The sequence below is a fragment of the Streptomyces sp. NPDC088706 genome (genome assembly GCF_044752765.1).
Lineage (GTDB): Bacteria > Actinomycetota > Actinomycetes > Streptomycetales > Streptomycetaceae > Streptomyces.
This window is the reverse complement of sequence record NZ_JBIVLW010000022.1, coordinates 60,152-85,849: the sequence shown is the minus strand read 5'-3', so window position 1 is coordinate 85,849 and position 25,698 is coordinate 60,152. Positions and strand designations below refer to the sequence as shown.

The following is a 25,698-nucleotide window of genomic DNA, read 5'->3' as shown; positions in this document are numbered from 1 at the left end:
CCCCGCGCGCGGGTACATAGGCGGCTTCGCCGCCTATGCCTGGTGATCGTCTTCGCCGATCACTTGACAGCGTTTCACGCTGTCTGCTATGCGGCCCGCTTCGCGGGCCGCGGTGATCCGCTTCGCGGATCACGTCTGCGCCTGCGGCTTGAGTGTGGGAACTAGGTGGAACCCGCCATACGGTGCACCCCTGTGGATAACCACGTTTGCCCAGCTCAACCCACGTTTTCGCATGGTGCCGGCCTCGGAGACCGATCGTAACCGATCTCAGAACCCGCCATTTCGTGCACGCTTTTTCCACAGTGCGGAAATCGAACAAAGGTCGGGGGGTGCATGGGTTGGCGGGTTCGGGAGTGACCAGGGAGAACAGTCGTCCGGGCCCGCTCCTTATCGGGAACCGTTCCCAATAAGGTGTTCGAGTAAGAGGCGCCTCCAAAGTTTCACCCCTTACCAACTGCCGTGCACCCGTGGCGGGTTCGGCCATCGTAGACCCCGTTCCCCCTGGTCAGCCCCGATACCGCCATTTGGTGCACCCTTTATCCACACCCCGACTGACCAGCGAAAACCGCTGTGCGGCCGTCTCGCGGCCTCGACCCTGTACGCGCACAACGGGCCGCCGGGTCGAGATTAGGCCCGGAGGGCGCCACCTAGGCCCCTTCCTGGGCCCGCTGCGGGTGATCGTCCCCCCGGTGTCCAGCGTGCGCCCCCGGCGCCCCCGGCGCACCCCGTGGCGGGTTCGGTCCCGGACGCGAAAAGGCGCACCCAAACTCACAGTTCAACTTGTAGTTGTGATGCAAGTTGGCTAGTGTGGGAACCGCACCAACCGCCGGGGGAAACCCCCGGCGGTCCGATCCGAAAGGAACCGCGCATGACCTCGACTTCCGCCCCGATGCCCGTTGCTGACGCCCTGTCGGCCGGCGCCCCCCGCACCCTGGGTGCGCTCGCCGCCGCCGCTACCGGGTGCGGGTGGGGCGTCATGGTCGAGCGCGACGCAACGGCCGACGCGTGGACCCTGGTTGTGGCGACGCCGTCCGACTCCCGTACGGGCCGCTACACCTGGCGCGCGGGCAAGTGGGCGACGGCGGGCCGCGGTTACCGCGAAACGGTCGCTTGGTACCGGTCCGGCATGGAGTCGCTTCCGGGCGCGGCGGTCGAGACTGTCGTCGAGGAGGTCAAGGTCCCGGCGGGTGACGTCTCGGCCGAAACGGTCACCGAGGCCGCGGCCGGTGTCACCGCGGCCCGCGCCGCACTCGACGCGGTCAAGTCCGGAGAGAAGGCCGAGGAGGCACTCGCCGAGGCGCGCAAGTGCGCCGACGCTGCGGGCGGGTTCCAGCACTCGGCCGAGACGGCGCAGGAGGCGGCCGAGGCCGCACGTACCTGGGCCGAGGCCGACGCCGAGGCGGACCAGGCCGAGGCGGACGCCAAGGGAGCGGCCGAGGCGGTCGTCGACTGCAAGCGCGCTTTCCAGCGGGCCCAGCGCGCGGCCAACGAGTGCCGGAAGTACGCCGAGGCCGCTACCGGCGCCCTCTACGAGACCGAGGCGGACCGTGCCTTTGACCGTGCGAAGGATGCGCGGGAGACGGCGCGGGAGTCCCTCGACACCGCCGAGGAGGCGGCCGAGGCTGCGAAGGAGGCGGCCGAGGCCGCGCGCACCGCGGCCGACAACGAGTGCATGGGGTGCGGCGAATGGCTGTGCGCGTGCCGAGAGATCATGTGCGCAGTGCTCGCCCGGTACGGGTCGGGTGCGGCGCGCACGGTCGACCCCGAGGCGGTCCGCATCGGCGAACTGATCATGTCTGACGACGAGGAGCTTCACGCCGCTGGACAGCTCATGTTGGGCGGCGAGTGGGCCGAGGCCGAGGAGGCTATCGAGCGGGCCGAGGAGGGTCCGGCCGAGGCCGAGGCGCGGCGCGCGGCGGTCCGTGCGGCCGAGGCCGCGGTCGAGCCTGCGGCACCGGTGGCGACGTGCGACGGCCGGACCGCGCGCCAGTGGGCCGAGGAGGCGGAGGGACACGCGTCCCGCGCGGCCGAGGCGTACGAGCTCACGGTGACCGCGGTCCGGTACCGGACCAACATCTATGACGCGATGCCCGTTGAGCGGCTCGACGAGACCGAGGGCAAGCGGGTGCGGGCCGCGCTCGCCCGTATCGACCGCCGGTCCCGGACCGCGTACAACCTTGAGCTTTCCGCGCGGCGTGACTGGTGGGACGGCGCGGAGATCACGGACCCCGCCCGTGCGCGTGACTGCGCCGAGCGTGCGCGCGTGCTGGCCGACGGATGCGAGGCGGACGCGCGCACGGTCGCCGAGGCTTTCGCGTGGGCCGAGGCCGAGGCCGCGGCGGCGGCCGAGTTGCAGCGCGCGGAGTGGTCCCTCGCGGACGCCGAGGAGCACTACGAGGCTGCGCGCCGTCCGAACGCGTGGATCGGGGCGCAGGGTGTTGACCGACGCATCGGAGAGACGAACGCGCTCCGTCTCGTGTGGATCGCGCGGCAGGCTCTTGCGGCGGTCAACGGCGCACCGTTCATCGCGTACCCGACGCTTACCGACCGAGGGACCGTCAAGGGGTGGAGCGTCGGTTACTGCACCGTGAGCCGGTACGCGGGTACGGCCGTGCGCATCGTCGACACGTCCACGGACGAGTGGCGGGCCGAGGCAATCGCCGACGCGAAGAACCGCGAACACGCCGCGCGGGTGCTGTGTGAGCGCATGGCCGGTGAACTGGGCATCATGCGGGCCCTGATGGACGACGCGCGGCACGCGAACACGAGGGTTCCGGGCGGCCGGTACCGGCAGGCGCGCACCGCGCTGGAGACGGCCGAGGAGCTGCACGACCGTGCCGCGCGGGAGCGCGGGACCGAGGCGGCCGACCGTATCGCCCCGGTGGCTGACAGGGTCCGTGCGCTGAGTGCCACGGTGGCGGAGTACGCGCGGGACCGCGAGGAGTGGGCACGGAACCAGCGCGCGGCCGAGGCTGCGCGGGCCGAGGCCGCTCCGGTGCCGGCCCCGACCGAGGCGGCGGTCGAGGAGGCACCCCGGTACCGATTCGGCCGCCGGGACGCCGAGGGTCGCTACCCGGTGTCGGTCGACGGCGCACCGGTCGGGCACGTCTACCGGACGCGCCGCACATGGTGGGCCGTCGGTCTCGACGAGACGCGCCGGACCGACCACACCAGCCGCGCCGAGGCGGCGGCCCGACTCGTCGGGTTGGTCGACGTCCGGGCCGCGGCCGAGGCGGACACCGCGCGCCGGATGCGGGCCCGCACCGTGGCACCCCGGGGGTGGCGCGTCACTACATGGGACGCGGTCGAGTCGGGGGACGTCGTCCGCACCCCGGGGCGGTGCGTGCCGGTCCGTGGCGGGTTCGGGGACGGCGGTCCCCTCTCCCCCGAAACGTGGGGCGCCCCGGTGACCTTGACCGGTGTCGAGCGGCTCGACAACGGGTGCGTCGTGGCGCGCGGACGGGAAGGGGACGCGCCCGGGTGGGCCGGTATGGGTGTCCTCCTGTCGACTCCCGCGTACGCCGAGGTTGGCCTCCTGGTCCCGGACGCCGAGGCCGAGGCGGCGGTCGAGGAGGCCGAGGCGGCGGTCGACCGACCGGCCCCGGCGGCGGCCCGCCCGGGGGCGGGGGTGCCTGTCGGCGTCCCCCTGTCGCGTCTCCCGCGAGGGGGGAGGGTCGGGGGCGTTCGCGCAGGTCACACCGCACGACAGGGCGCGGCGCGACAGGGGGCACGACAGGGCACGCGACAGGCCCCCGGGCGCGCGGGGCGGCCTCTGCAAGGGTACGGGGAGCGCGGCCCCCCGCCCCGCATCCGGCCGTTGGGTCGGGTGCCGGCGCTTCCTCAGAGACTTGACAAGGACACTTCAAAGACGACAGAGGGGCCGAGGGCCCACCCCGTGGATTCATCAGGAAACTTGACAGGGACGCGCCAAAGTGACGACAGGCGGTCCCCTCGTCCGAGCGGGACGTCACCCGTTCGGGAACCCGTTGTCGGTCCGGTGTGCCACGGTGCCGCCATGACCCGTACCGACCCGGCCACCCCGGAGGAGCCCCTCCTCGGCCTCCCGATCCGCGTTCCACTGATCCCCGGCGAGACGACGCTCTCTCTCCTCGCCCGCACGGCCGCCGCCAATGGGCCCGATCTGCCTCGGCTCCTGCGGGCCCTCGACGAGGCCCTCGACCTCCCCGCCGAGGGCCTCGACCCGCAGCGGGAGGAGCTCCTCCTCTCCCCCGAGGGCCTCGACCGACTCGCCTCCCTCGTCGACCGCGACGCCGACCAACTGTCCCGCGCACTCCCCAGTGCGCACCCGGACCGCGTCGCCGACGTCAAGGCGCCCCGCATCGAACCGTGGCCCGACGAGCTCGGCGCCGCTCCCCTGCCGGCCTGCCCGCTGTGTATGGAACCCGGGGCGTGGCTCGCCGCCACCGGTCACCGCTGGCGGCCGTGCCCCTGCGGCCGTCGGTGGCTCGCCGGGGATGACGGCGGGTACCTCGTCGACACCGCCCCCGTCCCCGATCTCGGGTGGGCGCTGCAACGACACCGACAGCTCGTCCACCGCGTGGGGCCCGTCGGTGACGCTCTCCTCGCGGACGCGCATCAAGTGATGTTGTGGTGGTGGGTGTCCATCCCTCGCCGCCGCGGCCCCGGCCGGGACGGCGGCCGAGGCGTCGCCGACGTCTGGCACACCCGCGAGGAGGCCCTCGGCATGACCCGGCACCGCCGCCGGGCCGCGCCCGTCGTCGTCTACCCCGAGGCCGTCACCCTCGCCGAGCTCATGTGGTCATGGGAGGAGCGGCGCCGAAAGCGCGGGGCGTCGTCCGCGGCCTGGGTCGAGGACGTCGTCGCCGAGCTCGTCCCCGCCGGCACCCTCACCCGGCAAGAGCGTGCACCCCTCGACTACTGGCTAGAGCAGCATCGGCCCGAGCCTGCCGGGAAGTCGTCCGGCCGCACGGCCGCCGACCGTCGATGGAATCACCTCCCCGCGCTGCACCGACGGCCGACCGAGCCCGGCCCCTTCCGGGCGCCCTCCTGCCTCATGTGGGTCTACGGCTTGCCCCTGACGTCCACCACGGCCGTATGTCCCCGGTGCGACGGCCGCGCGCCGAGCTGCCGATGGGTGCCCTACCCCGAGTGCACCGGCCTGCCCGACAAGCGCACCCGCTGACACCCCACGGCGCTACGGTGCCGACAGGACGACGGGCCGCCCCCACCGGTAGTAGGGGCGGCCCGCCGCGGCCTCCATCATCACAGACCAGGAAGGCGCCACCCCATGACCCAAGCTGCCCCCACCCGATGGGTGCCGCCGGACCCCCGAGAACTGCCGGAGTGGCGCGCACAGCTCGTCGACTTCACCGCGTCGGACCCGTCCAACATCACCATGCGCGAGGCGATCCGCGCGGGCCGCTGTTCCATCGTGCCCACCATGCGCAACGCGCCGATTGCGGCCGACACTCTCGCCGCGATCCTGCTCAACAAGGCAGAGCGCGCCCGGCTCGAAGAGGCCGAGCTCTACTACGCCACGGCGGACATGACGGCCCTTGCCCTGGCCGCCGCCGCCACCCCGCCCCGGGAGCGGGTGAGCATCGACCGCCTGCCGGCGGAATCCGGGCTGATCGTGTTCGGCGAGCCCATCGGCGGCTACGTCGAAGACGTCGGGGCCGCCCTGGCGGAAACCCTCGCCGCCCGGCCCGGGGTCGATGCCAAGGTCACGACACCGATCGTGGCTGCGTCGTGGACCGCGTGGACCCCGGAAGACGTGAACGTCGAGGGGCAGCCGGTGACATGGGGCCACACCACCCGCGACGGGTACGCCGCGATTCCGCCCGGCACTCGGGGTATCTGGGTGACCTACTACAGTCCCCGGAACCTGTTCTCTGGCCTGCCCCCTGAGACCGTGCTCGGCACGATGCGGGACGGGTCAGTCATGACGGCCGGGCTGATCGAGGCGGAGCGACACAGCGTCCCCGGGGGGCCGCTCAATTGGGACAACGAGGCGTTGCTCATCGAGGGCGCCGAGTTCGCCCCGGCCCGGCCCGACACCACCGACGTATGGACGCACACCCTTTACACCGCGTGGCAACTCATGACGGCCGCCGGGGGCACCCGGTGGGCAGAAGTCGAGGAGATCCCCCGGGAGCGGTCCGGCAGGAAGCGGGACGCCCGGCAGGGCATCACGGGCCCCTCGGCCGTCCGCGTCGTGAACGTCCACACAGCCCAACGGCCACCCCGGGAAGCGGCCGACGCCGACGCCGCAGCGAGCACCGGCCGCCGTGAACCGTCATGGTCCTGCCGATGGCCGGTGCGCCCGTACCGCCGCTCAACCTGCCTCAACCCCGGCGGGCACGCGGCCGGGGACTGCCAGCATGAGGACCGCATCGTTCCCGGGCACATCAAGGGCCCCCAGGGCGCGCCGCTCCGCACCGGCAGCACCGTGCACCTGTGGGACCGACAGCCGCAGGCCGAGGCGTAGCGCACTCGACCGGTGAACGCCGAGGGCCCCGTCGCAGCGTGCGACGGGGCCCTCGTGCTGGGCGGGTTCTACGCGGCGAGGCGGACCAGGACGGGCGCGGCGGCCGGGACCGGGTCGCAGGCATCCCACATCGTTTCGGTGGCGAGGGTGATCACGGGGCCGGTCCAGTCGCGGGCTTCGGTGCACCCGAGGCAGCCGCACGCCGGGTCGTACGGACGCGGCGCGGCGGTGTACGGGTCCGAGTGCGTGATCGCCCCGGCCGGGGTCGCCTCCTCGACGCTCACGCCGTCGGGGTAGCAGCCGAGGACGACGGCCCCGGCCGGGACCTCGTCGGCGCGGACGGTGGCGAGGACGGCGCCGAGCTCGGGGCGGCCCTCGGCGACGACGTCCTCGAACAGGGCGCGCGTCTCGGTGTCGACCACGAACGTGCGGGCCGTGGTGGGGAGCTCGGCGGGGGTCGGGGTGTTCATCGGTGCTGCCTCCTTGGTCGGTGGGGTTCCACCATGGCACGAGTTGTAGGTCAACTACAAGTTGAACTGCAAGTGTGAAGGAGACGCGTCGGCCGACAGGCGAAGGGTGCACCCCGTATGTCCCCAGCTCATGAAATATGAGCCACCGTCATAACCCCAGGTCGGGAGGGGGTGCACGGAATGGCGGTTTCAGAACGGCGAGAGACTCCCCGCCCTCGCAGGTCACAGGCCCGGGACCAGGGGCGACGTCCCGCAGGGGTGCACGCTGTGGCGGTGTCGGCATCAGGGGGTGCACGAGATGGCGGGTTCGGTGCGACCTGCGGTTTCGCCGTACGGACCGAGCGGAAGTGCCGGCCGCTCGTGCACCCGTGGCGGGTTCGGCCGAGAACCTCCCGGCCGCCGCCCGGAACGGGCAGACTCGACCGGTGCCCGCTCGACCACCAGGAGGACGCCCGCCCATGCCCTACACCGAACCCGCCACGGCCGAGGGCGAGCTCGTCGACCACCTGCGCAGGGATGCCATGTGGCGCGGCGAACGCCCCGGGTGGACCCACAACAGCGTGGCCGCCCTCCTCCTCGCGCACGGCCGCCTGTTCACCCCGACGCCGTGGCCCGACGGCGGCACACCGCCCGGCGAACCCGGGAAGTGCTACGTAGAAGCGGCATCGTGGGCCTGGGCGTCCGAGGGCGAGCTCGCCTATGTGGAAGGCTTCGCATGGGATATCGCCTGGCCCGTCGAACACGCATGGTGCGCAGGCTCGGACGGTAACGCGCGTGACCTCACCTGGCCCCGCCCCGGCGGCGCATACCTCGGCCTTCCCGTGCACGCCGAGGACGCCCGGCGCATCATGTGCGAGAGCGGCCCCCTGCTGCACGGGAACGGCTTCGCCTCGGACCTCGCGGTGAAGTGGTGCCGCGAGGGCGTGCCCGCCGAGCTCCTCGCCGACGTAGGCCGCCCCGTCCCCGCCGCCGACTGACCGCAGACACAAAACGGCGCGGCCCCGGGAACTCGAACTCCCGGGGCCGCGCCGTGTGGCGGGTTCTGCGGCGGCCTACGCGGCGGCCTGGTCCGCCGCCGCGCCGTAGTGCTTGCGCAGCACGTCGTACGCCTCTATGGCGATCTCCTCGGGCGGGCGGCCCGTCGCTTCGGCCTGGGCAACGAACAGGCGAGAGAACTCGGTCACCGCACTGTCAGGCAGGACCCACGCCGACGCCTCACCGGCCGGTGCGCTCGACGTGTCCGCGCCGTTCTCCTCGGCCTCCCCCGCGGCGGCCGGTGCCGGTGCCGGCGCCTTCTTCGCGGCGGCCTTCTCTGCCTTGGCCGCCGCATCCTCCTTGACGACTCGCGCCACCGTCTTGCGCGCGAGAGTGAGGAGCTTCTCCGGGGCGGGGACCTTCTTCCCCTCCTCGATCTTCTCCTTCGCGCTCTGGACGGCGGCCCGCAACACCTTGGCTGTGGGCTTGTTCTCGGACCCCTCCTTGGTGCCGTCCCAGAGGGCCCGCGCGGAATCCGCGCCCCACTCGCGGTAGGCGGGAACGAGCTCGCGCGCCGTGCCCTCGTTCGGGATGGACAGCTCCCGCATGACCGGCGCAGCCGCAATGAGGCGGTCGACCTGCGAGACCGACACCCCCCACCGGGCCATGGTGTACTCGGCCCAAGTCATCCGACGGGGTCCGGTCCCCGCGCGGTAGTGCCGGTGGAGCTCCTTGTCCTTGATCGTGTCGAACGCCTCGCCCGCGTCGGCCGCCGCCTTCCCGAACGCCTGAATCCGACCCTCGCACTGACTCAGGAGGAGTCGGTCCTCTTCGGAGAGCGGACTCACGAGCTTGGCCTCGTCGTCCGTCTCGGCGGCGGCCGGTGCGCCCCCCTCATCACTGTTCGATTTTTCATCGAACGCTTTCCCGCCAATTGGCGGGACGCCCCCCTCGGCCGGGGCGGGCGCCGCCCCGGCCTCAGTCTCCGGAGCGGCCTCGACTCCCGGTGCTCCCGCGGGCGCCGGCACTTCGGGCGCGGTGAACGTGGCGGGTACTGCGGGCTTCTCAGGCTTGCCTGTTCCCGCCCCCCGCCCCCGGGTGGCCAAGGCGTCGCCGAACACTGCATCCATGCTCATCTACTGAATCGCCACCTTCGTAAGGATCTCGACAGCCACCTTATGCATGGGGTCGTCGTCGGCGAGGGTGAGCGCCTTACCGAACGCGCGAGAGTAGCCGTGCTCGCCCTGCTGGTTCGGGACGCTGCTCTCCAACACGGTGATGTCGCGCTTTTCCAGAGTGCGGCGGGCGTCGTCGTTGGCTTTGGCGGTGTGGTGGGTCCGGGTGAACAGGACGACGAGCTCGGGGCGGCGCCCCGTGGTGTCTTCCAGGTACTTGAGAGCGAGCCACACGGACGCCGACCGGTGGAGCTCACCCTCGGCGGGCTGGAGACACAGAACGACGAGATCCGACATGGCGAGCGCCGAGTGATGCGTACCGCCGGGAGTGTTGGACCACGCCCCGGTGTCGACGCCGAGGAGACCACCGGGCGGGGTCTCCTGGGTGATGGTCCCCGGGAGGTGCAGGGCGCTGTACTGCGCTTTGACGGGGCGGTCCTTGACCATGCCGCCGCACATCTGATCCCAGGTGTAGAGAGAGCCGTCCTCGTCTTCGCCCGGCTGGTCGGAGTCGATGGCGTTCGTCGGGTAGCCCATGCGGGCCCAGTGGCCGCGGACGTGGGCGAGGGTGTGAGTCTTGGTCGACCCGCCCTTGCCGACGAAGGTCACGCGGCGGCCCTTTTCAGGGAGCTGGAACATCAGTGATGACATGGCGGAAGGCTATCCGCCGCATCCGTGATCCCGGCGCCGCTTTTCACTCTCGCGGCGCGGTGTGGCCGCTCGGCGCGGACGTCTATCCCCCGTACGTGCTACGGCACAGCGAGGCGAGGCCCGGATCGGTGACGCCCTGCGCGGCCCGGCACACGTCGCGCATGGAGTAGCCCGGCGCGGCGGGCGGCCGGTGAGTCGGGCGCACCGGGCGGTGCGACGGCCGCGGGGCCGCCCGGTGCGGAGGTGCCGGCGGCCGGACGCGGTGACCCTGCGAGGGCGCGGCGCGACGACCCGCCGGGGCGGGCCGCACCGACCGAGGGGCCCGCCCGACGGACGCCGTCGGCCGCGGGCGCGGCGGGGTCGAGGAGGGCGACGGGTCGGGGCCGGTCCGGGTGAGCTCCTCGCGGGCCGGGGCCTGGGTGGCGCTCGCCGGACTGGGGGCGGCGGACACGATGGGCCGGGCGCGCGGTCCGGGTGCCTTGTCGTCCGCCGGGGTGACGGACACGCATCCGGTGGCCAGGATGGCGAGGGCGGCGACGGCGAGGGCGATCACGGGACGGTGCACCCGCTCACCGTGCCCGATGCCGGGGCGCCGTACGTCGCGCCGCGCGGCGGTCCACCGGTTCGAGGGACACACCCCGTCGCCCCCGTGCCTCCTCCCTTGTCGTGCCGCCCGCAGTGCCGGGGGAACGCGGCCGTCGGCGCAGGTCAGGCCAGACGACAGGCAGGCCGCCGACAGGGGGTGCGACAGGGGGCGCGACTGCCCGTGCGGCCGGGCGGCGGGGGCGAGTTCGACCGGCCGCACGGGGGCGGCGGGGGAGTCGAGGAGCTCCTCGTCCTCCTGGTCCTGGTCCTCGACGACGTCCTCGGCCGCGGCCTCGACGGCGGCGCGGGCCGGGTCGTAGATGGCGGCGAGACGGGCGAGTTGCTCGCCGATCCCTCGCGTGCCTGCGAGCGGCGCGGCGAACTCGTCCCAGACCTCCCCGGCGAGCTCGACGTACGCCCGGCCGCCGAGCACCGTCACGGCCGCCCCGGAGATCCCGAGCTCGTGCGCCTGCCGGCGCAGCGTCTCGCCGTCGACCGTTCCCGGGGCGCCCGCCCGGAGGTCGTAGTTCAAGAGGTGCCGGTCGAGCTCGACAAGCCCGTACTTGGCCGACAGGATCAGCACGCGCCCGGACCGGCCGCCCTGGGTGAGGACGTCGGCCGCCCGGCGCATCGCCCGGTGGTAGCTCCCCACGTAAAGCGCCCCGGCCCGCTCGCCGATCACCGGCTCGCCCTTGCGGACTCCGTCGGCATACACCGCCTTCCGGCCCCCGCACGCCACGATTACGACGCGCTCGCGCTCCTCGGCCACGGCCCGGCGGCGGCCCGCCGCGGTGAGCCGGACCTCTCCCGCGTCGAGCTTCCACACCGCCTCGGCCACGGGCACCGTGCGGCCCTCGGGTCGCGTCCACCGGACGAGCCCGGCCGCCCCCAGGGAGCGCGCCGTCCGCAGGTTCACGGACGCGGGGAGGAAGCCCTCCGGGTGCGCGGCGGCGGTGTGCAGCCAACGGCGCTGTACCGGGGTGAGCTCGACGGCGGGGAGCTCCTCGTCCTCCTGGTCCTCGACGACGTCCTCGGCCGCGGCCTCCTCGACCGGCGCCTCGTCGGCCGGGAGCTCCTCGCCGTCGAGGGCGGCGAACAGGCGAGCGCTACGGCGGCGCTCGGCGGCGCGCAGCTCGGCGAGCTCCCGCTCGAACGCCTCGGCGGCCGGGTCCGGGGTGCGGTCCGCGGCGGCGAGGAGCTCCTCGGCCTCGGCCTCGTCGTGCATCGCGTACAGGGACACCGGGCCCTCGGCCTTGACGACGTCCCACGCGATGCGGGCGGCCTGGTCCCACATCGGCGCGGCCGGGTCGACGTACCGGGGAAGAGAGGAGATCCCGAACGCGTCCGCGACGGCCGCGAACGCCTCGACGCGGAACCGGCGGGCGTACGCGCGGGCCCCGCCGGCATCGACGTATTCGAGGGCGTTCTCACCGGCCGCGCTGCGGGCCCACCGGCCGTAGGCGCGGGCGGCCTTGGTGGCGAGGGCCTCGACGCGGGCGAGGTAGCGCGGGACGGCGGACAGGTAGCGGGCGACGCGCTCGGGGTCGCCGGACACGTCGAGGCGCAGCTCGTCGGGCGTCGGCTCGGGGGCCTCGGACCCGGCCGGGTTGTAGTGCAGGGTCCTGTACGGGTGGCGGGCCTCTACCCGGTAGATCACCGCGAGGCGGCGGGCGGCGGCGGCGCGGGCCTTGCCCTTCCCGGCGGCGCGCTCGAATTCGAGGGCGGCCTCGGCGCGGCCACGGTCGACGGCGATTCGGGTCCGGGTGGCGTACTCGGCAGGCATTCGGCGGGGCTCCTGTGGTCGGGGTGCTGATCTCCGGACACCTTCGCACAGTCGCACTACAACTACAAGTGAAACTCACAGTTGTGATCCAAGTCGGCACAGCGAAAGGGGCGGGCCCCGGTAGTTGCCTACCGGGGCCCGCCCCTGCCGTGCACGGTCCGCCTACTCCTCGCGGCCCGCGTCCCGGCCCTCCTTGATGAACCGCGCTGGGTTCGCGCCCTTGGCCACCGTCTCTCGGAACCACTCCATCGGCCGGACGCCCTCCTCCTTGCAGTAGCCCGGGTTCGGGCCGAGACGGAACCCGCCCGGCAGGGGCGCCCCGTCAGGCTTGCGCGGCACGACCGCGCGGGCCGTCGGGTGTGCCGAGGGGTAGATCACGCAGTCAGACAGGACCGCGAGCGGGACCAGGCCGAGCGCGTTCCACGTCTTGACCATCTTCCGGTGGGCGCCCACCCGCGCCGCGCTGATCACGGCGGCGCGAATGTCCGGACGCCACGTCGGGCGCTTGAGTGCCGGCCACGGGGCGTGTCGCCCCTCGCGCTTCCCCTGCGGCCTCTCCCGCAGCTTGCCGATACCGCCCTTCGCCGTCTGCTTGATCGCAGACAGGAGGGCGACGGCCTCGGGGTCACGCTCCTTGACCGTGGCCATAGCCGCGAGGAACGCCCCCTCTTCCATGTCGGCCGTGATGCCGAGATCGGCGAGGGTGTCCATGTAGGCATCCCTCAGCCGGTTGTGCCACAGGTCGAGGTACCCGCCCGCCTCGGGCCGCAGCCACGCCGCGATGGGCCGGACCTCGATCCCCAGCTCGACCGCGTACGCCAGGGTCGGCGTCGCGTACCAGGCCGGGCCCGTCGGCGCCTTCCCGTCCGGGGTGAAAGGGCTCGGGAACTCGGCCGGGAGCGTCTTCCACGCCTTCGTGACGAGATCCTTCGTGCGCAGCTCGGCGCCGGACAGGTCGACGAGCCACGCGCCCGGAACCTTCTTGTCGAACCGCGGGCCGTCCGTGTAGACCGCCTCGCCGATCCCCACCGTGAGCCGGTTCGCCGCCGCGAGAAACGCAACGTTGATGTCGACGCCGACGACGTACGGCGCGGCGGCCTCGGCCTCGGTCGGCTCCCGGTGCCACGCGAGGGCCTCCTCGGCGAGGACGTGCGCGGGGTTCTTGGCCTCGTCGCGGGTGCGGTCCTTGGCGAGCGGGTGCTCGTCCGGCGCCTCGGGCGGCGCCGGGTCGACCGGCGCGGAGAGCGAGCCCTCGACCGGCACCCGGTGGGGCCGTCCGGTGCCCCGGTCGCGGACAAGCCGGGTCGGCGGCCGAAGGGCGGTCATCAGGGCGAGGCTGCAAGCGGCCGTCGAGCCGGTCGGCGTGATCACGCGCTCGGCGTACTGGCCGAGGACGTACGCGAGGGCGGCCGGGTCGGCGGCGACGTCCTCGATTCCGCCCCACCGGAGGTGATCGGCGAACGCCCCCCACGGGACCGTGGCGACGTGGACCTCGACGCGGTCCCGGTACAGGAAGGACCAGGGCGCGAGGCCCGCGCGGGAGAGCTTCCATCCGCCCTCTTCCACGGCCTTGACCGCCGGGTGATCGTCCGACACGCGCAGCCGCTTGCGGTCGTCGAGCCGGGCGGGGAGGCCGAGGGCCTCGACGGCGCCCTCGGTGAGGACCAGGAGCGGGCCGGACTCCTCGCCGTACTGCGACAGGGGACCGGCGCCCAGGCCGTACGCGACGGCCCACTCGGCGGCCGTCGCCAGGTCGACGACGTCCGCCGGCACGTCCATGCGCTGTACGTCGGTGCGGTGGGCGATGAGGACCCCGGCCTCGGCGTCGAGGACCAGGAGGGGAGCGGCGTAGGTCTTCTCGGTCATCAGCGGAAGTCCAATTCCACGTAGTCAATGTCTGTGAACTCGACGTCGAGACGCTCGGCGTCGGTGCCGGGGGTGCGGAAATACTCCTCGGCGAGCCCCTCCCCGAGGAGCCGGTTCAACTCGTCCTCGTCCCCCGCCCGCAGGGCGTCGAACACCTGCGGAATCAGGTGGTCGGGAACGTCCTCGGTGAGGCGGCGCATCCGCGGGTCATCCGTGCTGCCCGCGTCCGCGGTGAACCCGAACCGGGCCCGCGTCTCGATCGTCATACCGCGCTGCTGGGCCTCCTTCTGGGCCCGCGCCGTAACGCGCGGCTGGTGGTCCTTGGCGGCCTCCTTCTCCAAGCGGTCGAGGATCTCGGGCTTCGAGTTGGTGATCTTCCGCTCGCCCTTGACGTACCGCTGCACCGTCCGGCGGGACACGCCGAGGCGCTCGGCCACCCGCGCGGTGTTCCCCTTCTCCTTGCGCATCAGGGCGTTGAACTGACCCCTCGCGGTCTTGGGGGCGTTGCGCGTCTGGAACCGCGCTCGCATTGCATCGACGAGCTTTCCCATGGTCACGGCTCCTCTCAGGCGAGCTTGTAGGGCGAGGGAATGACGGCCAGTTCCGGCCGCAGGCAAACGGCGCCGCCGCACAGCACATGGCCCGGCATCGTCGTCTTGAACGGGGTGTCGCAGATCGAGCAATCAAGCCTGCGCGGCGCGGTTCGCTGGGTCACCATCTGCCGGGCCGGGATGACGTACTCGGCCGGGAGCTTGCGCAGGAGCTTGGACAGGTAGCCATTCGGCCTGTACGCCTGCCGGTTCTCCGTCGCGTCGAGCGCACGGAGGAGAGCCTCCTCGGGCCACCCGTTGCGCAGACACCAGGCAACGGACTTGGCGGCGAGGGCGCGCTCCTCGTCGGTGACGCCGACGAACCAGCGGACGCGGTCGATGATGGACTCGGAGAGTGCCGGCACCGCTTCCAGGGCCGCCCCTTCCAGGCGCGGCGCGGTGAAACCGCTCAACAGGGTGAAGCGGTCCGGGCGGCGGCCGAGGTTCTTCCCGTTCTCCCGGATGGGCACCGGGCGGAAGGCGACGAGGTCCGCGCGTACGAGGTGCGGCCGGTGACGCTCGATGGTCCGCAGGCTCACGCCCGCGATCTTGGCGAGCTCCTCCATGTGGACCTGCCCCTCCCACCCGATCCCGGCGAGAGCGACGAGGCACTTCGCACAGGTGGGGTCCGGCGCAATCATGTTCGCGGCCCACTCCTGGGCCCCCGGCAAGAACGGCTGACCGATCCCGCCGCCCAGCGGCGTGCGCCGGTCGGCGTCGATACGGGAGTGCGCGAACAGGTGCGCCAAGTGGTCCTGAGTGGCGCGCTTCTTAAGGCCGATCATCCGACCGAGGGCCTCGGTCGTGAGCCAATTCTCAGAGTCGGCCGTCTGGTGTTCTTCAAGGGCCCCGTAAACCTTGTGGCAGTTGGGGCAGTCGTCGGGACTGATATCGCGGTGGGGTGCCACTAATCGGCCTTTCCGTCCGCTGCGGTGTCTCACCCGGGGGTGCGCGGGTAGACTCCGCCACAGACCTAGAGCAGGGTCCACGCGGAAGCCTCGGACGGGTAGGAGAGCCACCTCCTATGACCCCGACGGGGCTTTTCGCATGTGTGGAGCGGGTCGAGCGGCAGGCGCGCGGCCTGTGCCAGGTCAGACCGTGATGACCTCCTGCGATCCGCCGAGCACCGAGGCGAGGCGCCGGGGGGAGAGCTGTTCCACGGCGTGCGTCGGACCGCACAGGAGATCCGGCACCGGGATGCCGTAGTGCGCGGACAGGCGGTCGATGTCACCGAGGGACCATGCGGCGGCGCCGGTCTGCTTGCGCGAGACCTGCCCCTGAGTGATCCGCAGGCCCGCGGCGAGCGACGTCTGATTCTCGCCGCAGGCGCGCATCAGGGCTGCGACCGTGATCCGGAGCGTGCGTTCGCTGGTACTCAAGGCGGCTGCGAACTTCCCCATATGCTCTGACCTCACTTTTTGTGAGCTGGGCTCATAACGGCAGCTAGAGGGGTCCGGCGATTCCTGCCCGACCGGTGCACACTCTTCCACGGTTGCACGTCAACTACAAGTCTTGCTTGTAGTGAATCTCCGGACGTGTCATCCTCGGGGTATGACTGACACCCCCGTGAAGACGATCAAGGAACTGCGAGAGGCGTCCGAGGCGTCCGAGGCCCAGGCCAAGAAGGACAAGGCGGCCTTGCTGGACGCGGCCGTCAAAGAGGCCATGACCTCGACCGCGTACGGCCACCTGTCCGCCGTCGCCCGCGAGGCCGGCATCGCCGCTCAGTACCTCCGGACCCTGATCGAGAACCAGCACCCCGGGTGGCTTGACCAGGCCGCCGAGGAGCGCGACGCGGCCAAGGCCGCGAAGGCGAAGCCCAAGCCCGCCCGATCCCGGACCGCCAAGGGTGGTGAGGGCGGGACCGCGCGTCGCACGCGCAAGAGCGGCGCCGCCGCCGCCTGATGATCGAATGGGTAACCACCGTCGCCACGATGGTTGTCTCGCTCGGAACCGTGGCCGGTGTCCTCGCGGCAGTCGTGCGCAAGGAGTTCGGAATGGCCGTCGTGCGGCTACTCGCCGGCATGGTGGCGCTCGTCGTGCTCTCGAACTTCGGACCCCTGCGGGACTGGTTCGAGGGCGCCCTCGACGGTGGGCACCCCTCGAAACCGGCGGCCGACTCCCACCCCAAGAGCGACGACGGGTCTAGCCTGTGGCTCCCCCTCACCTTCGGGGCCGTCGGCCTCGCCGTGAGCTTCGGCGGGTACGGGCTGTGGTCGCTCATCCAGCGCCGCCGCACCCGCAAGGCCGCCCAGCGCGCGGCCGACACCGCCGCCCAGGAGCGCCGCCGCGCCATCGAGGCCGAGCACGACGAGGTACTCGACGCGCACGGCGCCTACCTGTGCGACGTCCTCGCCGTCCTCGACCGCCCAGCCCTCGACGACGTCACCGTGCCCCAGACCGCGGCCCTCCTGCACGCCCTCGACACCGCCGCCGACGCCCGCCGAGGGGGCGACCTCAACCTCTACCGGCCCGCCGTCAGCCAACTGAAAACCGCATGGCGGGCCGCCGACGAACACGCCCGGAAAACCGGCCTGCGCCACCTACCCCGCCAGGAGCGCGCCACCGTCACCCGTGCCCGTGGGCTCCTCGAAATCGCCCTCGACGGCAACGGGGGTGAGCATGAGCGACGCGCCGCCTACGCCAAGGCCCGCGAGCTCCTCGACGGCGTCCTCACCCTCCCCCGGCAGGCCGTCGCCGCCGTCGAGACCCGGACCCGCCCCGCCCTCGTCAAGGACGCCACGGCCTGACCCCGGAAGGACCCCCATGGACCAGGAACCGAAGCCCGAACACGCGCCCCAGGAAGGCGAGTTGCTCCCCGTCCCCGTATCCCGCGACTCCGGGCGCCCGCGCGTCGTGATGTACGACGAGGCCGCCGCCTTGCTCACCCCGGAGGCCCGCCGCCTCGCCGAGGAGATCATCGCCGTGGGCCGCGTGAGCCGGATCGCCCCCGACGCCCAACGCGCCCTGTTCGTCGGTCAGTCGGGGTCGGGCAAGACGAACGCCCTCGACCTGACCCGGGCGCAGCTCGACGCCGCCGGCATCCCGTACGAGGAGACCGACGAGGGACACGGCCGCGTCGGTCTCCGCTTCCGCAAGGCAGGCCCCGAGTCCAAGGAGATCACCCCGTGAGCGCCCTCCCCGTCGAGGAACCGACCAACCCGTACCGCACACAGCACGGCGGCGGCCCCCGCACCGTCACGCAACTGCGGGCCGCCCTCACCGCGGCGAGCGCCGCGGACCGCGAGGAGTTCGAGGCGCAGCTCGGCGAGCTCGACCTCGACGACCCCGAGGAGTACGCCGCCCTCGTCCGCTCCTGGCGGCACCGCCTCGTCATGCGGACCCGGCCCGAGATCCTCGCCGCCGTCGCGGCCTCGACCGACCCGGCCGCCCCCCGCTTCACGTCCGAGGAGATCCTCGGCGCCGACGGCCACCAGGAGGCGGGCCGGTGACCCAAGGCACCCCGTGGGCCGTGGTCTACAGCGAGACCGGCCGCGCCGGACTGGCCACGGCCACGGCCGAGGAGCGGGCCGCCGTCCTCGCCTTCGAGAAGCAAGTCGCCGCCTCGCCGTACACCTGCGGCGAGCTGTACCCGGACCGGGTCGGCGGCCTCTACACCGCACTACTCACCGTCGGCGGCCGGATGGCGTGGACCAGCGTCCTGTACCGGGTCGACGAGGCCCGGGGCGAGGTTCTGATCGTCGCTATCGTCTCGGGGCCCTGATGTTGACGGGGGGAGCGACGGGGGACAGCTCGGCACCGGGCCGGGTGGCGGCGGCCGTCGAGGCGCACGCCCGGCGCCGCGCGTGGTGGGAGGCCGAGACCGCCATCGCGGCCGTGGTGTCCGACCCGGAGGTTCGGCGCCTGGGGGAGGAGATCGAGCGGACCGAGACCCTCCTCGGCGAGGAGCTGCGGCCCGAGTTCGAGCACTTCCGGGACCGGTACGACCGGGCCGTACGCGATGCCGACCTCGACGCCCTCGCCCGGACGTGCCCCGGGAAACACGGCCGGTGGGGGCGCGTCTGCGTACTCGACACCGGTCACGAGTCGACCGCGCCGCACTGGGGGATCACGGCCGAGGGCCGCCCCGTCGCCTGGGTCGGGAGCGCGCCCGACGACGACTGACCCGGAAGGCGCCGGCATCACGGCAGAGGGCCCCACGCTCCCGAGCGTGGGGCCCTCTGCCGTGTCCGGGAACGCAAGAGCGCCCGACCCCTTCCGGGGCCGGGCGCTCGTCCTGCGGACGGGTTGGTGATCAGTCGAGCGGCGCCGCGTAGCGCAGGGTCCAACCGCGGCCGAGGGTGTGCCGGGTGACCTCGACGACCCGGCCCTCGGCAGTCCGGCCGACGTGGGTCACGTTGAGGAGGAGCTCGCCCTCGTCGACCCCGAGGGCCTCGGCCTGGTCCTTCGTGGCGGGCCGCTGGTCGACGTCCTCGACGGCCTCGGCGCCCTGGTCGAAACCGGCCTCGCGCATCCGGGAGATGATCCCGCCCGCCCCGGTGTCGACTTGCTCGATGCCGGCGGCCTCGGCGACGTCGACCGGAATCCAGGTGTCGGCGAGCTGGACCAGGCGCTCACCGTCGTACATGCGCCGGGCGCGGACGACGACCGGCCCCTCGACGCCGAGCAGCTCGGCGACGTCGGCCGGGGCCTCGGCGCGGTTCACCGTCACCTCGGCGCGGGGCGTCCCGCCACCGCGGCGCGTCTCGCTCTCGTACGCGCCGTGCGCGCCGTTCGCCTCGCGGTTCTCGGTGCGGTACCGGCTGCGGGCGTCCCGCAGAATGCCGCCGTTCGCGCCGATGGTGTTCTGTGCCATGTGCGTGATCCCTTCCGGTGGGGTGGTCAGTGAGTGGGGCCGAGCGGCCAGGAGTAGGACAGGCGCCACAGGTGGGTGGGCAGTACGTGAACGGTGACCTCGACCGCGCGGCCGTCCTCGGTGCGCCCGATATGGGCGATCTCGTAAACGCGCTGGTCCTCCCGCATGTCGAGGGCCCCGACCTCCTCGGCGGTAGGAGGACGGACGTCGATCTCCTCCGTGATGGTGGCCTGCGGGTGACCGAGCTCGGCGAGGCGTGATTTCGACCCGCCCGGCCCCGTGTCGATCTCTTCGAGCCTGGTCCCCTCGGCGATGGCGAGGGGGAGGTACGACGTTGCGAGCTGCACGGGGACGTCGTCGGCGAGCATCCGCCGGACGCGGGCGAGGGTCGACACATCGTTCCCGTCTACCCCGAGAAGGTCCGCCACCCATGCCGGCGGCTGCGCGTGCTGGGTGGTGGTGATCGAGGAGGGGGTCATCCCGAGTCCGCGGATCTCGGCCTCGAACGCCCCCCGGGCCTGCCCCTCCTCGCGGCGGGCCCGGACGTAGCGCGACGTCGAGTCCCTAACGATCTTCTTGACGATCCGGTGCACGAACATGCCCCGGCGGCTCTTGTCGATCAGTCCCTCGGAGGCGAGCAGGCGCAATGCCTGTGCGGCGGTCCCCCGATTCGTGCCGATCTCGTCGGCGAGCTCCCCCTCGGTGGGGAGCTTGGCACCCGGGGCGTATGTGCCCCGCTGGATGCGCGTGCGCACCTCGTCGGCGACTGCGCGAAAGGTCGCTCGGCGCGGCTCGTCCTCTGTCATGCGGGTCACCTTATCTGGAAGCCATTCCATGGCGCTTGCTACCGACACAAGCATGAATGGAATCCAAGACTATTGCAATGGATTCCATTCGGTGCTTCACTCATGTCGTGCCGATCGAACGGCACCGACGAGGGCCCTGGGGCCTGAGTTGCTGTGGTCCGCCACGCTCGAAAGGGCGCGGCCCCGGGGCGTCTTGTCCACGCACACCGGGGCCGCTCGGCGGACTCCCCTGACAGACAGAGGAGTGATTCCGCGTGCGCACCACCATGCCCGAAAGCGTGCTTCACCTGCGAATCGGCGCGGCCGATTCCGCCAACGGAACCGTCCCGACCCGCCTCGACCTCTCCGCCGAGCTGGGCCTCGACGTCGACCTCGTCCTCGGCCCCATCGGTGGCGACGAGGACGAGCTCGACGAGCTCGCCCGCCTGTACGCGCTGGTCGACATGGCCGACTCGGGCCTCATCCCCCGCGACGCGACCCTCGACCTGATCGCCGGAATCGTCGAGGAGATCGAGCGCGAGGACGACCTCGACGGTTACGAGGCCGACGACTTCGCCGGGGGGTGGGCCGCGTGATCACCCGCCACTCCGCCGCCCGCGCCGCCCGCGCCCTCCTCGGCTCCGCCGACCGGCTGCACCCCGCCGCCCTCCTGGTCCTGGTCCTCGCCTTCGCGGGACTCGCCCAGCTCGCCGCGCCGCTCGTCGTGACCCTCCTCACCGCCCTGGTGACCGGGGCCAAGGCCGCCGCGCTCCTCGCCGGGGCCGCCGTCCTCGCCCGCCTCGCCGTCCGCGTGGCCGCGACGTTTCCCGGCCCCCGCACCGCCCCGCCGGCATCCCCGGCCGCGCCGGTCCCGCCCGCGGTCCCGTCGGTCCCGACACCCCGCACGGCCCGATGACCGCCGCCGCGTGCGCCCTGGTCGGCGCCGTCTCCGAGGAGACCCTCACCGCCCACGGCTTCACCCGCCGGACCGACGTCCACCAGGCCGCCCGGTGCGCCGAGCTCTGGGCCGTCGAGAACCGCCGCCGCGGTGACCGCGGGGCCCTCGACCGCCACCAGGACCAGGAGGCCACGCGATGACCGCCGCCGTCCGCCGCGTCCTCGTCGTCTCGGTCGCCGGTACCGCCGCCGCCGTCCACCACATCGCCACGTCGGCCGTGGTCCTCTTCCTGGCCGCTGACTGGTTCGTCGTCTCCGTGATCGCCGGACACGCCGGACAGGCCATCACCGCCGCCACCGTCGGGGTGCTCCTCGCCGCCGAGGGCATCCGCGCCGACCGGGTCGGCCGCCCCTTCCCCCACTGCCCCGTTTGCCCCCTCGTCCGCCGGGGCGCCCGTAAGGAGACAGCCAAGTGAGCACGTCGTACCGCGAGGAGCGCCGCCTCGACCGGAAGACCGAGCGCGAGGAGGACCGCCGCGACCGGCTCGCCGCCGCCGAGGCCACCCGCGTTCGGGAGCTCGCCGCCGCCGAGGCCACCCGCGTTCGGGAGGAGGCCCGCGCCGAGCAGCAGCGCAAGGACGAGGAGGCCCGGGAGGAGAAGGACCGCCGACTCCGCGCCGAGCGCAAGCGCGAGAAGGCCCGCCGCAAGGCCGAGCGGAAGAAGGCCCGCGCCGAGCTGTTCGCCAAGCTCGGCAACGAGGGTGACACCGTCGGCGCCCTGATCGTCATGGCGTGCGGCATCGTCCCCGCCCTGTACTTCCAGCTCCGCGCCCTCAACGGGGAAGACCTCCCCGGCATCATCAGCCTGTGCCTGGCCGTGATGCTGGAAGCCGGGGCCTGGGTCGCCACCGTGAGCGGCGAGCGCGCCAAGCGCGAGGGCCGCCCCGTCGGCCGCTTCCGGGTGGTCATGTGGGCGTGCGCCACCTTCGCCGCCGTCATCAACTACTCGCACGCACCTGGCCCGTCCGGCGGGTGGCTCGCCTGGGTCCTCGCCGCCGCCTCGTACGCCGGGGTGTTCTTCTGGGAGGTCCGCGGGTGGGGCCGCCACGGCACCAAGGCCACCCGCACCAAGGACCAGCGCAAGGAGGCCCGTCGCCGCCGCCGGCACGACCGCAAGCGCCGCCGCCGCTTCCCCGCCGTCTACACCCGGTACACCGACATTCTGACCGCGAACCCGTACGGCACCGTCGACACCGAGACGGCATGGCGGGACGCGTGGCGCGACACGCACGGCGCCGACCTCGCCGTCACGGCCGGTGTCGTCGCACACCGGGGCCTGGCAGACAAGGCACTCGCCGCAGCGCACGGCGTGGGGGTCGAAACCCTCGCCGTCGAGGAGCTCCTCGCCGACCTGTTCCCCGGCGACGGGGGCGACGACGGACCGCCCGCGCGGCGCTCCTCACGGGGCCCGAACGGTGGGCCGAGCAAGGGCGGTCGAAAGACGACAACCCTTGGGCGCAAAGGGAAGCAGGCAGTCGACCGCCTGACCGGACGGACCTCTCGGAAGGTCCCCGACAAGCCCCTCGACCCGGCCGACCTCGACCGTGTCCGCGCCCTCGCCGACCTCCTCGGCGGCGCCGCGAAGCTCTCCGTCAAGAACGTCCGCGAGGCCGTCGGCGGCGGTAACACCCGGTACGCGATGGCCCTCCGCGACGCGGTCAAGGCCGAGAGGAGCCGGACCCGATGAGTGCCTCGTTCACCCCGCCCCGGCTCCTGATCCTCGCCGCGCCCGCCGGCATCTACCCGACGATCACCCTCTCGCCCGAGACCGGGTGGACGTGGTCCGCCGTCGTCGGCGCCGTGATCTTCGCTCTCGTCCTGTTCGGCCCGGCCCTGATCCGGTCCGCCGCCCAGGCGTCCAAGGTCCGGGCCGCCACCAAGAAGGCCGAGGCCGAGGCCGCCGCCGCCAAGAAGGGGGGCAAGAAGTGAGCGCCCCCGAGAGCGTCTACCGGCAGATCGCCCGCGGGCTCGCCGCCGAGGCGGACCAGCACGCCGCCGACCGACACCCCCAGCTCGGACGCTGCGCCGCCGACCTCGGCCTCGTCTACCTCGAATTCGACGCCCACCCCCCGGCCAGCGAGCACGGGGTGAAGGCGTGGGAGGCCGCCGAGGCGGCCCGCGAGTCGCTCCAGTACGGGACGGCCGTCGGCTGCGGTTCCGACACCGCCCGCGCCCGCCTTCACCTCGCCCTCGACGCCCTCGCCCGCGAGCACGCGGCGCACTGATCCACCACCCGGGCCCGGCCGCCCCCTCCCCCCGGCGGCCGGGCCGACGGCCCACGCACTTGAGGAAGGAACCACCCCCATGAGCACCACCGAGACCGAGCACGGCGAGCGCGAGGCGCAGCTCGTCGACCTCACCGCCTACCAGGACCCCGAGACCCTCCTCCGCCTCGGCGAGCTCTCCCGGACCGCCGCACAGCAGACCGAGAACGGCGTCGCCGACCTGTTCACCGGCACGGTGCGACTGGACAAGGTCGAGGAGGCCCCGGCCGATGCCGGCACCTTCGAGCAGCTCGACGAGGACGAGCTCGACGAGGACGAGCGCGCATCCCTCGGCCTGCGACCGATCATCCCGCCGACGTTCCTCGACGCGGGCGTATGGCGGCAGCGCCGGGCGGTGTGGCTCAACTCGGCCGCCTTCCACGCCACCCGCAGCCCCGTCTACCTGTGGCGGTTCGTCAAGACGAGCGCCATCGGCGCCCGCGTCGGCGCGCGGGACGCCTGGTCGTACCTGTTCGCCACCGAGTACGGCGAGCTCGCCGACAAGGTCCGCCGTGCCAAGGCCGGGGCCGAGCACATCGCCGACCTGCGGGCCGACCGCCGCAAGGAGGCCAAGGCCCGGCGGAAGGAACCCGTCACGGTCTACGCCCTCACCGGCTGCACCTCCTACGCCGCGGCCGTCCTCGCCCTGGGGGAGACCTGGGGCCTGATCCTCACCGCCCCGGCCCTGATCCCGTTCTTCGGCCTCCTGTACGTCCTCGGACACCGTGAGCTCGCCCGCCGGGCGCCCGACGGATCGTTCGCGTTCCTCGACAGCACCGCGGGCGCCGACCACGACGGCCCGGTGACTGACGAGCGGATCACCAACGCCCTGCGCGAGATCAAGCTCCTGACGGCCGAGCAGGAGATCAAGCCCGTGGGCCTCGCCACCCGCGACGAGCTCGGCAACACGACGCTTGAGTTCAAGCTCCCGGCCAACGTCATTTGCAAGGCCCTCAAGAGCAAGTCCGAGCAGTTCGCCGGGGCCCTGGGCCTGTCGCTGGAGCGCATCGACCTGACGCAGGGCGAGACCCCGGCCGACGTCGTCCTCTGGGTGTCGGCGACGGTGCCGTTCTCCGGTGAGGCGCCCGTGTCCCCGCTGGTCGATGCCGAACGCTGGTCCATCTGGAACGGCGTCCCCTTCGCCTCGAACCGCAAGGGCCTGCGGAAGACCCTCCAACTCCTGTGGTCCTCAATGCTGTTCGGCGGTGCCCAGGGGTACGGCAAGACCTCGGCAATGCGGGTGCCGGCCGCCGCGGGCGCCCTCGACCCTCAGTGCCGGATGCTCCTCGCCGACTTCAAGGGCGGCGCGGACTGGGAGGAGCTCGAAAACATCGCGCACCGCGTGATCATCGGCGCCGACCCCGCGAGTGTCGACGAGTTCATTGAGCTCGTCGACGAGCTGATCGAGGAAATGGACACCCGCTTTGCCAAAATCCGGCGGATGCCCAAGGCCGAGCGCCCCGACATGCGTCTCACGCCCGCTATGGCAGAGGCGCACGGAATGCCCGTCCTCATGTTCCTGATCGACGAGATTCAAGAGGCGTTCGGCGTGGTCCTCGCCCGAAAGGACGGGTTGAAGGAGTTCGCCGCCCTCGTCGAGAAGCTCGCCCGCCTCATCCGGCGCGGCCGGGCCTGCGGCCTCATCATCGTGGCCGCCGCCCAGCGCCCGAGTGCGAAGTCGGTCCCGACGGACTTCCGCGACGTCATCCTCAAGCGGTACAGCGTGCACACCGTGGACGACACGTCGTCCGACATGATCCTCGGCGACGGACAGGCCAAGCGGGGGCACTCCGCCGCCGGACTGGGCCGGATCGGCGTCGGCATCCTCGCCGAGGAGGCCGGTTCCGAGAAGCTCCAAGTCGACCTGATCACCCCGCAGGAGTTCGAGGCCATCTGTGCCCGCGGCCGGGCCCTGCGGATCGAGGCCGGCACCCTCACCGGCTACGCCGCGTCGGGTCTCCTGACGGTGTCCGGCATCCTCGCCCAGATGCGCGCCGCGTTCGAGGCGGCCGGGGCCGAGGAGCTCGGCAGCACCGACATTGCCCGGCTCCTGCACAAGCAGGACCCGGCGGCCGACTGGGGACAGCGCGACGGCGAGACCGACAGGCAATGGTCGAGCCGCGTCGGTTCCCGCCTCGGCCGCGAGATCGAGCAGGCCCTCGACGGATCGGGCCGCACCCTCGCCCGCGTCAAGGTGACCACCCTCGCGGGCGCCGAGGGCCGCGGATTCCGCCGCACGGACCTGACGCTCGTACTCGGTGCATAACGGGATGAACCGACGTGTCCGGGAAGGTGTCCCCACTGCAAAACCG

27 protein-coding genes are annotated in these 25,698 nt (G+C 72.8%); 17 read left to right on the top strand and 10 right to left on the bottom strand.

Features of this window, described 5'->3' with window-relative positions; genetic code table 11:
- Nucleotides 1–868 precede the first annotated feature (868 nt).
- Entirely contained in the window at nt 869–5,164 is a 4,296-nt protein-coding gene (locus tag ACIQAK_RS30735; RefSeq protein WP_366392659.1) for a TniQ family protein, read from the top strand.
- Nucleotides 5,165–5,269: 105 nt separating this feature from the next.
- A complete protein-coding gene (locus ACIQAK_RS30730; RefSeq protein WP_141724867.1) occupies nt 5,270–6,469 on the top strand; it encodes a hypothetical protein in 1,200 nt (399 codons plus the stop codon).
- Nucleotides 6,470–6,537: 68 nt separating this feature from the next.
- Here ACIQAK_RS30730 and ACIQAK_RS30725 read toward each other — a convergent pair whose 3' ends face one another.
- A complete protein-coding gene (locus tag ACIQAK_RS30725; RefSeq protein WP_366392658.1) occupies nt 6,538–6,939 on the bottom strand; it encodes a hypothetical protein in 402 nt (133 codons plus the stop codon).
- A 458-nt stretch (nt 6,940–7,397) separates the two neighbouring features.
- Between ACIQAK_RS30725 and ACIQAK_RS30720 the strand changes: the two genes are divergently transcribed.
- Nucleotides 7,398–7,916: a hypothetical protein gene (locus tag ACIQAK_RS30720; protein WP_366392657.1), complete on the top strand. Its 519-nt coding sequence runs from the start codon at nt 7,398–7,400 to the stop codon at nt 7,914–7,916.
- A 75-nt stretch (nt 7,917–7,991) separates the two neighbouring features.
- Here ACIQAK_RS30720 and ACIQAK_RS30715 read toward each other — a convergent pair whose 3' ends face one another.
- From ACIQAK_RS30715 to ACIQAK_RS30685, 7 genes are all read right to left on the bottom strand, one after another.
- The gene (locus tag ACIQAK_RS30715) at nt 7,992–9,050 is read right to left on the bottom strand and encodes a hypothetical protein (RefSeq protein ID WP_366392656.1); all 1,059 of its coding nucleotides are present in this window, start codon (nt 9,048–9,050) and stop codon (nt 7,992–7,994) included.
- Nucleotides 9,051–9,740 (bottom strand): hypothetical protein, encoded by a 690-nt coding sequence (locus ACIQAK_RS30710; protein WP_366392655.1) that lies wholly within the window; start codon nt 9,738–9,740, stop codon nt 9,051–9,053.
- A gap of 82 nt (nt 9,741–9,822) precedes the next feature.
- The gene (locus ACIQAK_RS30705; RefSeq protein WP_366392654.1) at nt 9,823–12,108 is read right to left on the bottom strand and encodes a DUF6884 domain-containing protein; all 2,286 of its coding nucleotides are present in this window, start codon (nt 12,106–12,108) and stop codon (nt 9,823–9,825) included.
- 162 nt (nt 12,109–12,270) lie between these two features.
- Nucleotides 12,271–13,974, bottom strand: a complete 1,704-nt coding sequence (gene tap / locus ACIQAK_RS30700; protein WP_023543957.1) for a telomere-associated protein Tap — start codon at nt 13,972–13,974, stop codon at nt 12,271–12,273.
- Nucleotides 13,974–14,525, bottom strand: a complete 552-nt coding sequence (gene tpg / locus ACIQAK_RS30695) for a telomere-protecting terminal protein Tpg (RefSeq protein ID WP_023543958.1) — start codon at nt 14,523–14,525, stop codon at nt 13,974–13,976. Before tpg ends, tap begins: the two co-directional genes overlap by 1 nt.
- Nucleotides 14,526–14,539: 14 nt before the next feature.
- The gene (locus tag ACIQAK_RS30690; protein ID WP_023543959.1) at nt 14,540–15,349 is read right to left on the bottom strand and encodes a hypothetical protein; all 810 of its coding nucleotides are present in this window, start codon (nt 15,347–15,349) and stop codon (nt 14,540–14,542) included.
- A gap of 306 nt (nt 15,350–15,655) precedes the next feature.
- Nucleotides 15,656–15,943 carry a hypothetical protein gene (locus ACIQAK_RS30685; protein WP_037785387.1) on the bottom strand — a complete coding sequence of 96 codons (288 nt, stop codon included), beginning with the start codon at nt 15,941–15,943 and terminating at the stop codon, nt 15,656–15,658.
- Nucleotides 15,944–16,115: 172 nt separating this feature from the next.
- Here ACIQAK_RS30685 and ACIQAK_RS30680 point away from each other — a divergent pair, with 172 nt between their 5' ends.
- From ACIQAK_RS30680 to ACIQAK_RS30655, 6 genes are read left to right on the top strand one after another with little or no spacing between them, the layout of a single operon-like run.
- Nucleotides 16,116–16,469: a hypothetical protein gene (locus ACIQAK_RS30680; RefSeq protein ID WP_023543961.1), complete on the top strand. Its 354-nt coding sequence runs from the start codon at nt 16,116–16,118 to the stop codon at nt 16,467–16,469.
- A 29-nt stretch (nt 16,470–16,498) separates the two neighbouring features.
- Entirely contained in the window at nt 16,499–17,314 is an 816-nt protein-coding gene (locus tag ACIQAK_RS30675) for a hypothetical protein (protein ID WP_366392653.1), read from the top strand.
- Nucleotides 17,315–17,330: 16 nt separating this feature from the next.
- Nucleotides 17,331–17,696 carry a hypothetical protein gene (locus tag ACIQAK_RS30670; protein WP_023543963.1) on the top strand — a complete coding sequence of 122 codons (366 nt, stop codon included), beginning with the start codon at nt 17,331–17,333 and terminating at the stop codon, nt 17,694–17,696.
- Nucleotides 17,693–18,016, top strand: coding sequence for a hypothetical protein (locus ACIQAK_RS30665; protein ID WP_023543964.1), 324 nt, complete (start codon nt 17,693–17,695; stop codon nt 18,014–18,016). The genes ACIQAK_RS30670 and ACIQAK_RS30665 overlap by 4 nt, the downstream gene beginning before the upstream one ends.
- Entirely contained in the window at nt 18,013–18,288 is a 276-nt protein-coding gene (locus tag ACIQAK_RS30660; protein WP_023543965.1) for a hypothetical protein, read from the top strand. Before ACIQAK_RS30665 ends, ACIQAK_RS30660 begins: the two co-directional genes overlap by 4 nt.
- Entirely contained in the window at nt 18,288–18,689 is a 402-nt protein-coding gene (locus tag ACIQAK_RS30655) for a hypothetical protein (RefSeq protein WP_023543966.1), read from the top strand. Before ACIQAK_RS30660 ends, ACIQAK_RS30655 begins: the two co-directional genes overlap by 1 nt.
- A 130-nt stretch (nt 18,690–18,819) precedes the next feature.
- On the opposite strand, the gene ACIQAK_RS30650 is transcribed toward ACIQAK_RS30655, so the two are convergent.
- The gene (locus ACIQAK_RS30650; protein ID WP_366392652.1) at nt 18,820–19,380 is read right to left on the bottom strand and encodes a UTRA domain-containing protein; all 561 of its coding nucleotides are present in this window, start codon (nt 19,378–19,380) and stop codon (nt 18,820–18,822) included.
- Between the two features lie 26 nt (nt 19,381–19,406).
- A complete protein-coding gene (locus ACIQAK_RS30645; protein ID WP_023543968.1) occupies nt 19,407–20,186 on the bottom strand; it encodes a GntR family transcriptional regulator in 780 nt (259 codons plus the stop codon).
- Nucleotides 20,187–20,440: 254 nt separating this feature from the next.
- Between ACIQAK_RS30645 and ACIQAK_RS30640 the strand changes: the two genes are divergently transcribed.
- From ACIQAK_RS30640 to ACIQAK_RS30605, 8 genes are all read left to right on the top strand, one after another.
- Nucleotides 20,441–20,761 (top strand): hypothetical protein, encoded by a 321-nt coding sequence (locus ACIQAK_RS30640; protein WP_366392651.1) that lies wholly within the window; start codon nt 20,441–20,443, stop codon nt 20,759–20,761.
- Nucleotides 20,758–21,081 carry a hypothetical protein gene (locus tag ACIQAK_RS30635; RefSeq protein ID WP_158689621.1) on the top strand — a complete coding sequence of 108 codons (324 nt, stop codon included), beginning with the start codon at nt 20,758–20,760 and terminating at the stop codon, nt 21,079–21,081. The genes ACIQAK_RS30640 and ACIQAK_RS30635 overlap by 4 nt, the downstream gene beginning before the upstream one ends.
- On the top strand, nt 21,078–21,263 hold the full coding sequence (locus ACIQAK_RS30630) for a hypothetical protein (protein ID WP_023543971.1): 186 nt from the start codon (nt 21,078–21,080) through the stop codon (nt 21,261–21,263). The genes ACIQAK_RS30635 and ACIQAK_RS30630 overlap by 4 nt, the downstream gene beginning before the upstream one ends.
- A complete protein-coding gene (locus ACIQAK_RS30625) occupies nt 21,260–21,538 on the top strand; it encodes a hypothetical protein (protein ID WP_023543972.1) in 279 nt (92 codons plus the stop codon). Before ACIQAK_RS30630 ends, ACIQAK_RS30625 begins: the two co-directional genes overlap by 4 nt.
- Nucleotides 21,535–22,809 carry a hypothetical protein gene (locus ACIQAK_RS30620; RefSeq protein WP_366392650.1) on the top strand — a complete coding sequence of 425 codons (1,275 nt, stop codon included), beginning with the start codon at nt 21,535–21,537 and terminating at the stop codon, nt 22,807–22,809. The genes ACIQAK_RS30625 and ACIQAK_RS30620 overlap by 4 nt, the downstream gene beginning before the upstream one ends.
- Nucleotides 22,806–23,051, top strand: a complete 246-nt coding sequence (locus ACIQAK_RS30615; RefSeq protein WP_366392649.1) for a hypothetical protein — start codon at nt 22,806–22,808, stop codon at nt 23,049–23,051. The genes ACIQAK_RS30620 and ACIQAK_RS30615 overlap by 4 nt, the downstream gene beginning before the upstream one ends.
- Complete coding sequence (locus tag ACIQAK_RS30610; protein ID WP_023543975.1) at nt 23,048–23,347, top strand: hypothetical protein; 300 nt, start codon at nt 23,048–23,050, stop codon at nt 23,345–23,347. The genes ACIQAK_RS30615 and ACIQAK_RS30610 overlap by 4 nt, the downstream gene beginning before the upstream one ends.
- 79 nt (nt 23,348–23,426) lie before the next feature.
- Nucleotides 23,427–25,652, top strand: a complete 2,226-nt coding sequence (locus ACIQAK_RS30605; protein WP_366392648.1) for an FtsK/SpoIIIE domain-containing protein — start codon at nt 23,427–23,429, stop codon at nt 25,650–25,652.
- The last annotated feature ends 46 nt before the right edge of the window (nt 25,653–25,698 follow it).

Bases quoted from the DNA above. Each gene is read 5' to 3' on its own strand.
- ACIQAK_RS30680 (WP_023543961.1), top strand. From the start codon at position 16,116: ATGACTGACACCCCCGTGAAGACGATCAAGGAACTGCGAGAGGCGTCC.
- ACIQAK_RS30650 (WP_366392652.1), bottom strand. From the start codon at position 19,380: ATGGCACAGAACACCATCGGCGCGAACGGCGGCATTCTGCGGGACGCC.
- ACIQAK_RS30670 (WP_023543963.1), top strand. From the start codon at position 17,331: ATGGACCAGGAACCGAAGCCCGAACACGCGCCCCAGGAAGGCGAGTTG.
- ACIQAK_RS30625 (WP_023543972.1), top strand. From the start codon at position 21,260: ATGACCGCCGCCGTCCGCCGCGTCCTCGTCGTCTCGGTCGCCGGTACC.
- ACIQAK_RS30735 (WP_366392659.1), top strand. From the start codon at position 869: ATGACCTCGACTTCCGCCCCGATGCCCGTTGCTGACGCCCTGTCGGCC.
- ACIQAK_RS30630 (WP_023543971.1), top strand. From the start codon at position 21,078: ATGACCGCCGCCGCGTGCGCCCTGGTCGGCGCCGTCTCCGAGGAGACC.
- ACIQAK_RS30615 (WP_366392649.1), top strand. From the start codon at position 22,806: ATGAGTGCCTCGTTCACCCCGCCCCGGCTCCTGATCCTCGCCGCGCCC.
- tpg (WP_023543958.1), bottom strand. From the start codon at position 14,525: ATGGGAAAGCTCGTCGATGCAATGCGAGCGCGGTTCCAGACGCGCAAC.
- ACIQAK_RS30720 (WP_366392657.1), top strand. From the start codon at position 7,398: ATGCCCTACACCGAACCCGCCACGGCCGAGGGCGAGCTCGTCGACCAC.
- ACIQAK_RS30705 (WP_366392654.1), bottom strand. From the start codon at position 12,108: ATGCCTGCCGAGTACGCCACCCGGACCCGAATCGCCGTCGACCGTGGC.
- ACIQAK_RS30645 (WP_023543968.1), bottom strand. From the start codon at position 20,186: ATGACAGAGGACGAGCCGCGCCGAGCGACCTTTCGCGCAGTCGCCGAC.
- ACIQAK_RS30675 (WP_366392653.1), top strand. From the start codon at position 16,499: ATGGTTGTCTCGCTCGGAACCGTGGCCGGTGTCCTCGCGGCAGTCGTG.
- tap (WP_023543957.1), bottom strand. From the start codon at position 13,974: ATGACCGAGAAGACCTACGCCGCTCCCCTCCTGGTCCTCGACGCCGAG.
- ACIQAK_RS30605 (WP_366392648.1), top strand. From the start codon at position 23,427: ATGAGCACCACCGAGACCGAGCACGGCGAGCGCGAGGCGCAGCTCGTC.
- ACIQAK_RS30655 (WP_023543966.1), top strand. From the start codon at position 18,288: ATGTTGACGGGGGGAGCGACGGGGGACAGCTCGGCACCGGGCCGGGTG.
- ACIQAK_RS30715 (WP_366392656.1), bottom strand. From the start codon at position 9,050: ATGAGCATGGATGCAGTGTTCGGCGACGCCTTGGCCACCCGGGGGCGG.
- ACIQAK_RS30690 (WP_023543959.1), bottom strand. From the start codon at position 15,349: ATGATCGGCCTTAAGAAGCGCGCCACTCAGGACCACTTGGCGCACCTG.
- ACIQAK_RS30730 (WP_141724867.1), top strand. From the start codon at position 5,270: ATGACCCAAGCTGCCCCCACCCGATGGGTGCCGCCGGACCCCCGAGAA.
- ACIQAK_RS30725 (WP_366392658.1), bottom strand. From the start codon at position 6,939: ATGAACACCCCGACCCCCGCCGAGCTCCCCACCACGGCCCGCACGTTC.
- ACIQAK_RS30710 (WP_366392655.1), bottom strand. From the start codon at position 9,740: ATGTCATCACTGATGTTCCAGCTCCCTGAAAAGGGCCGCCGCGTGACC.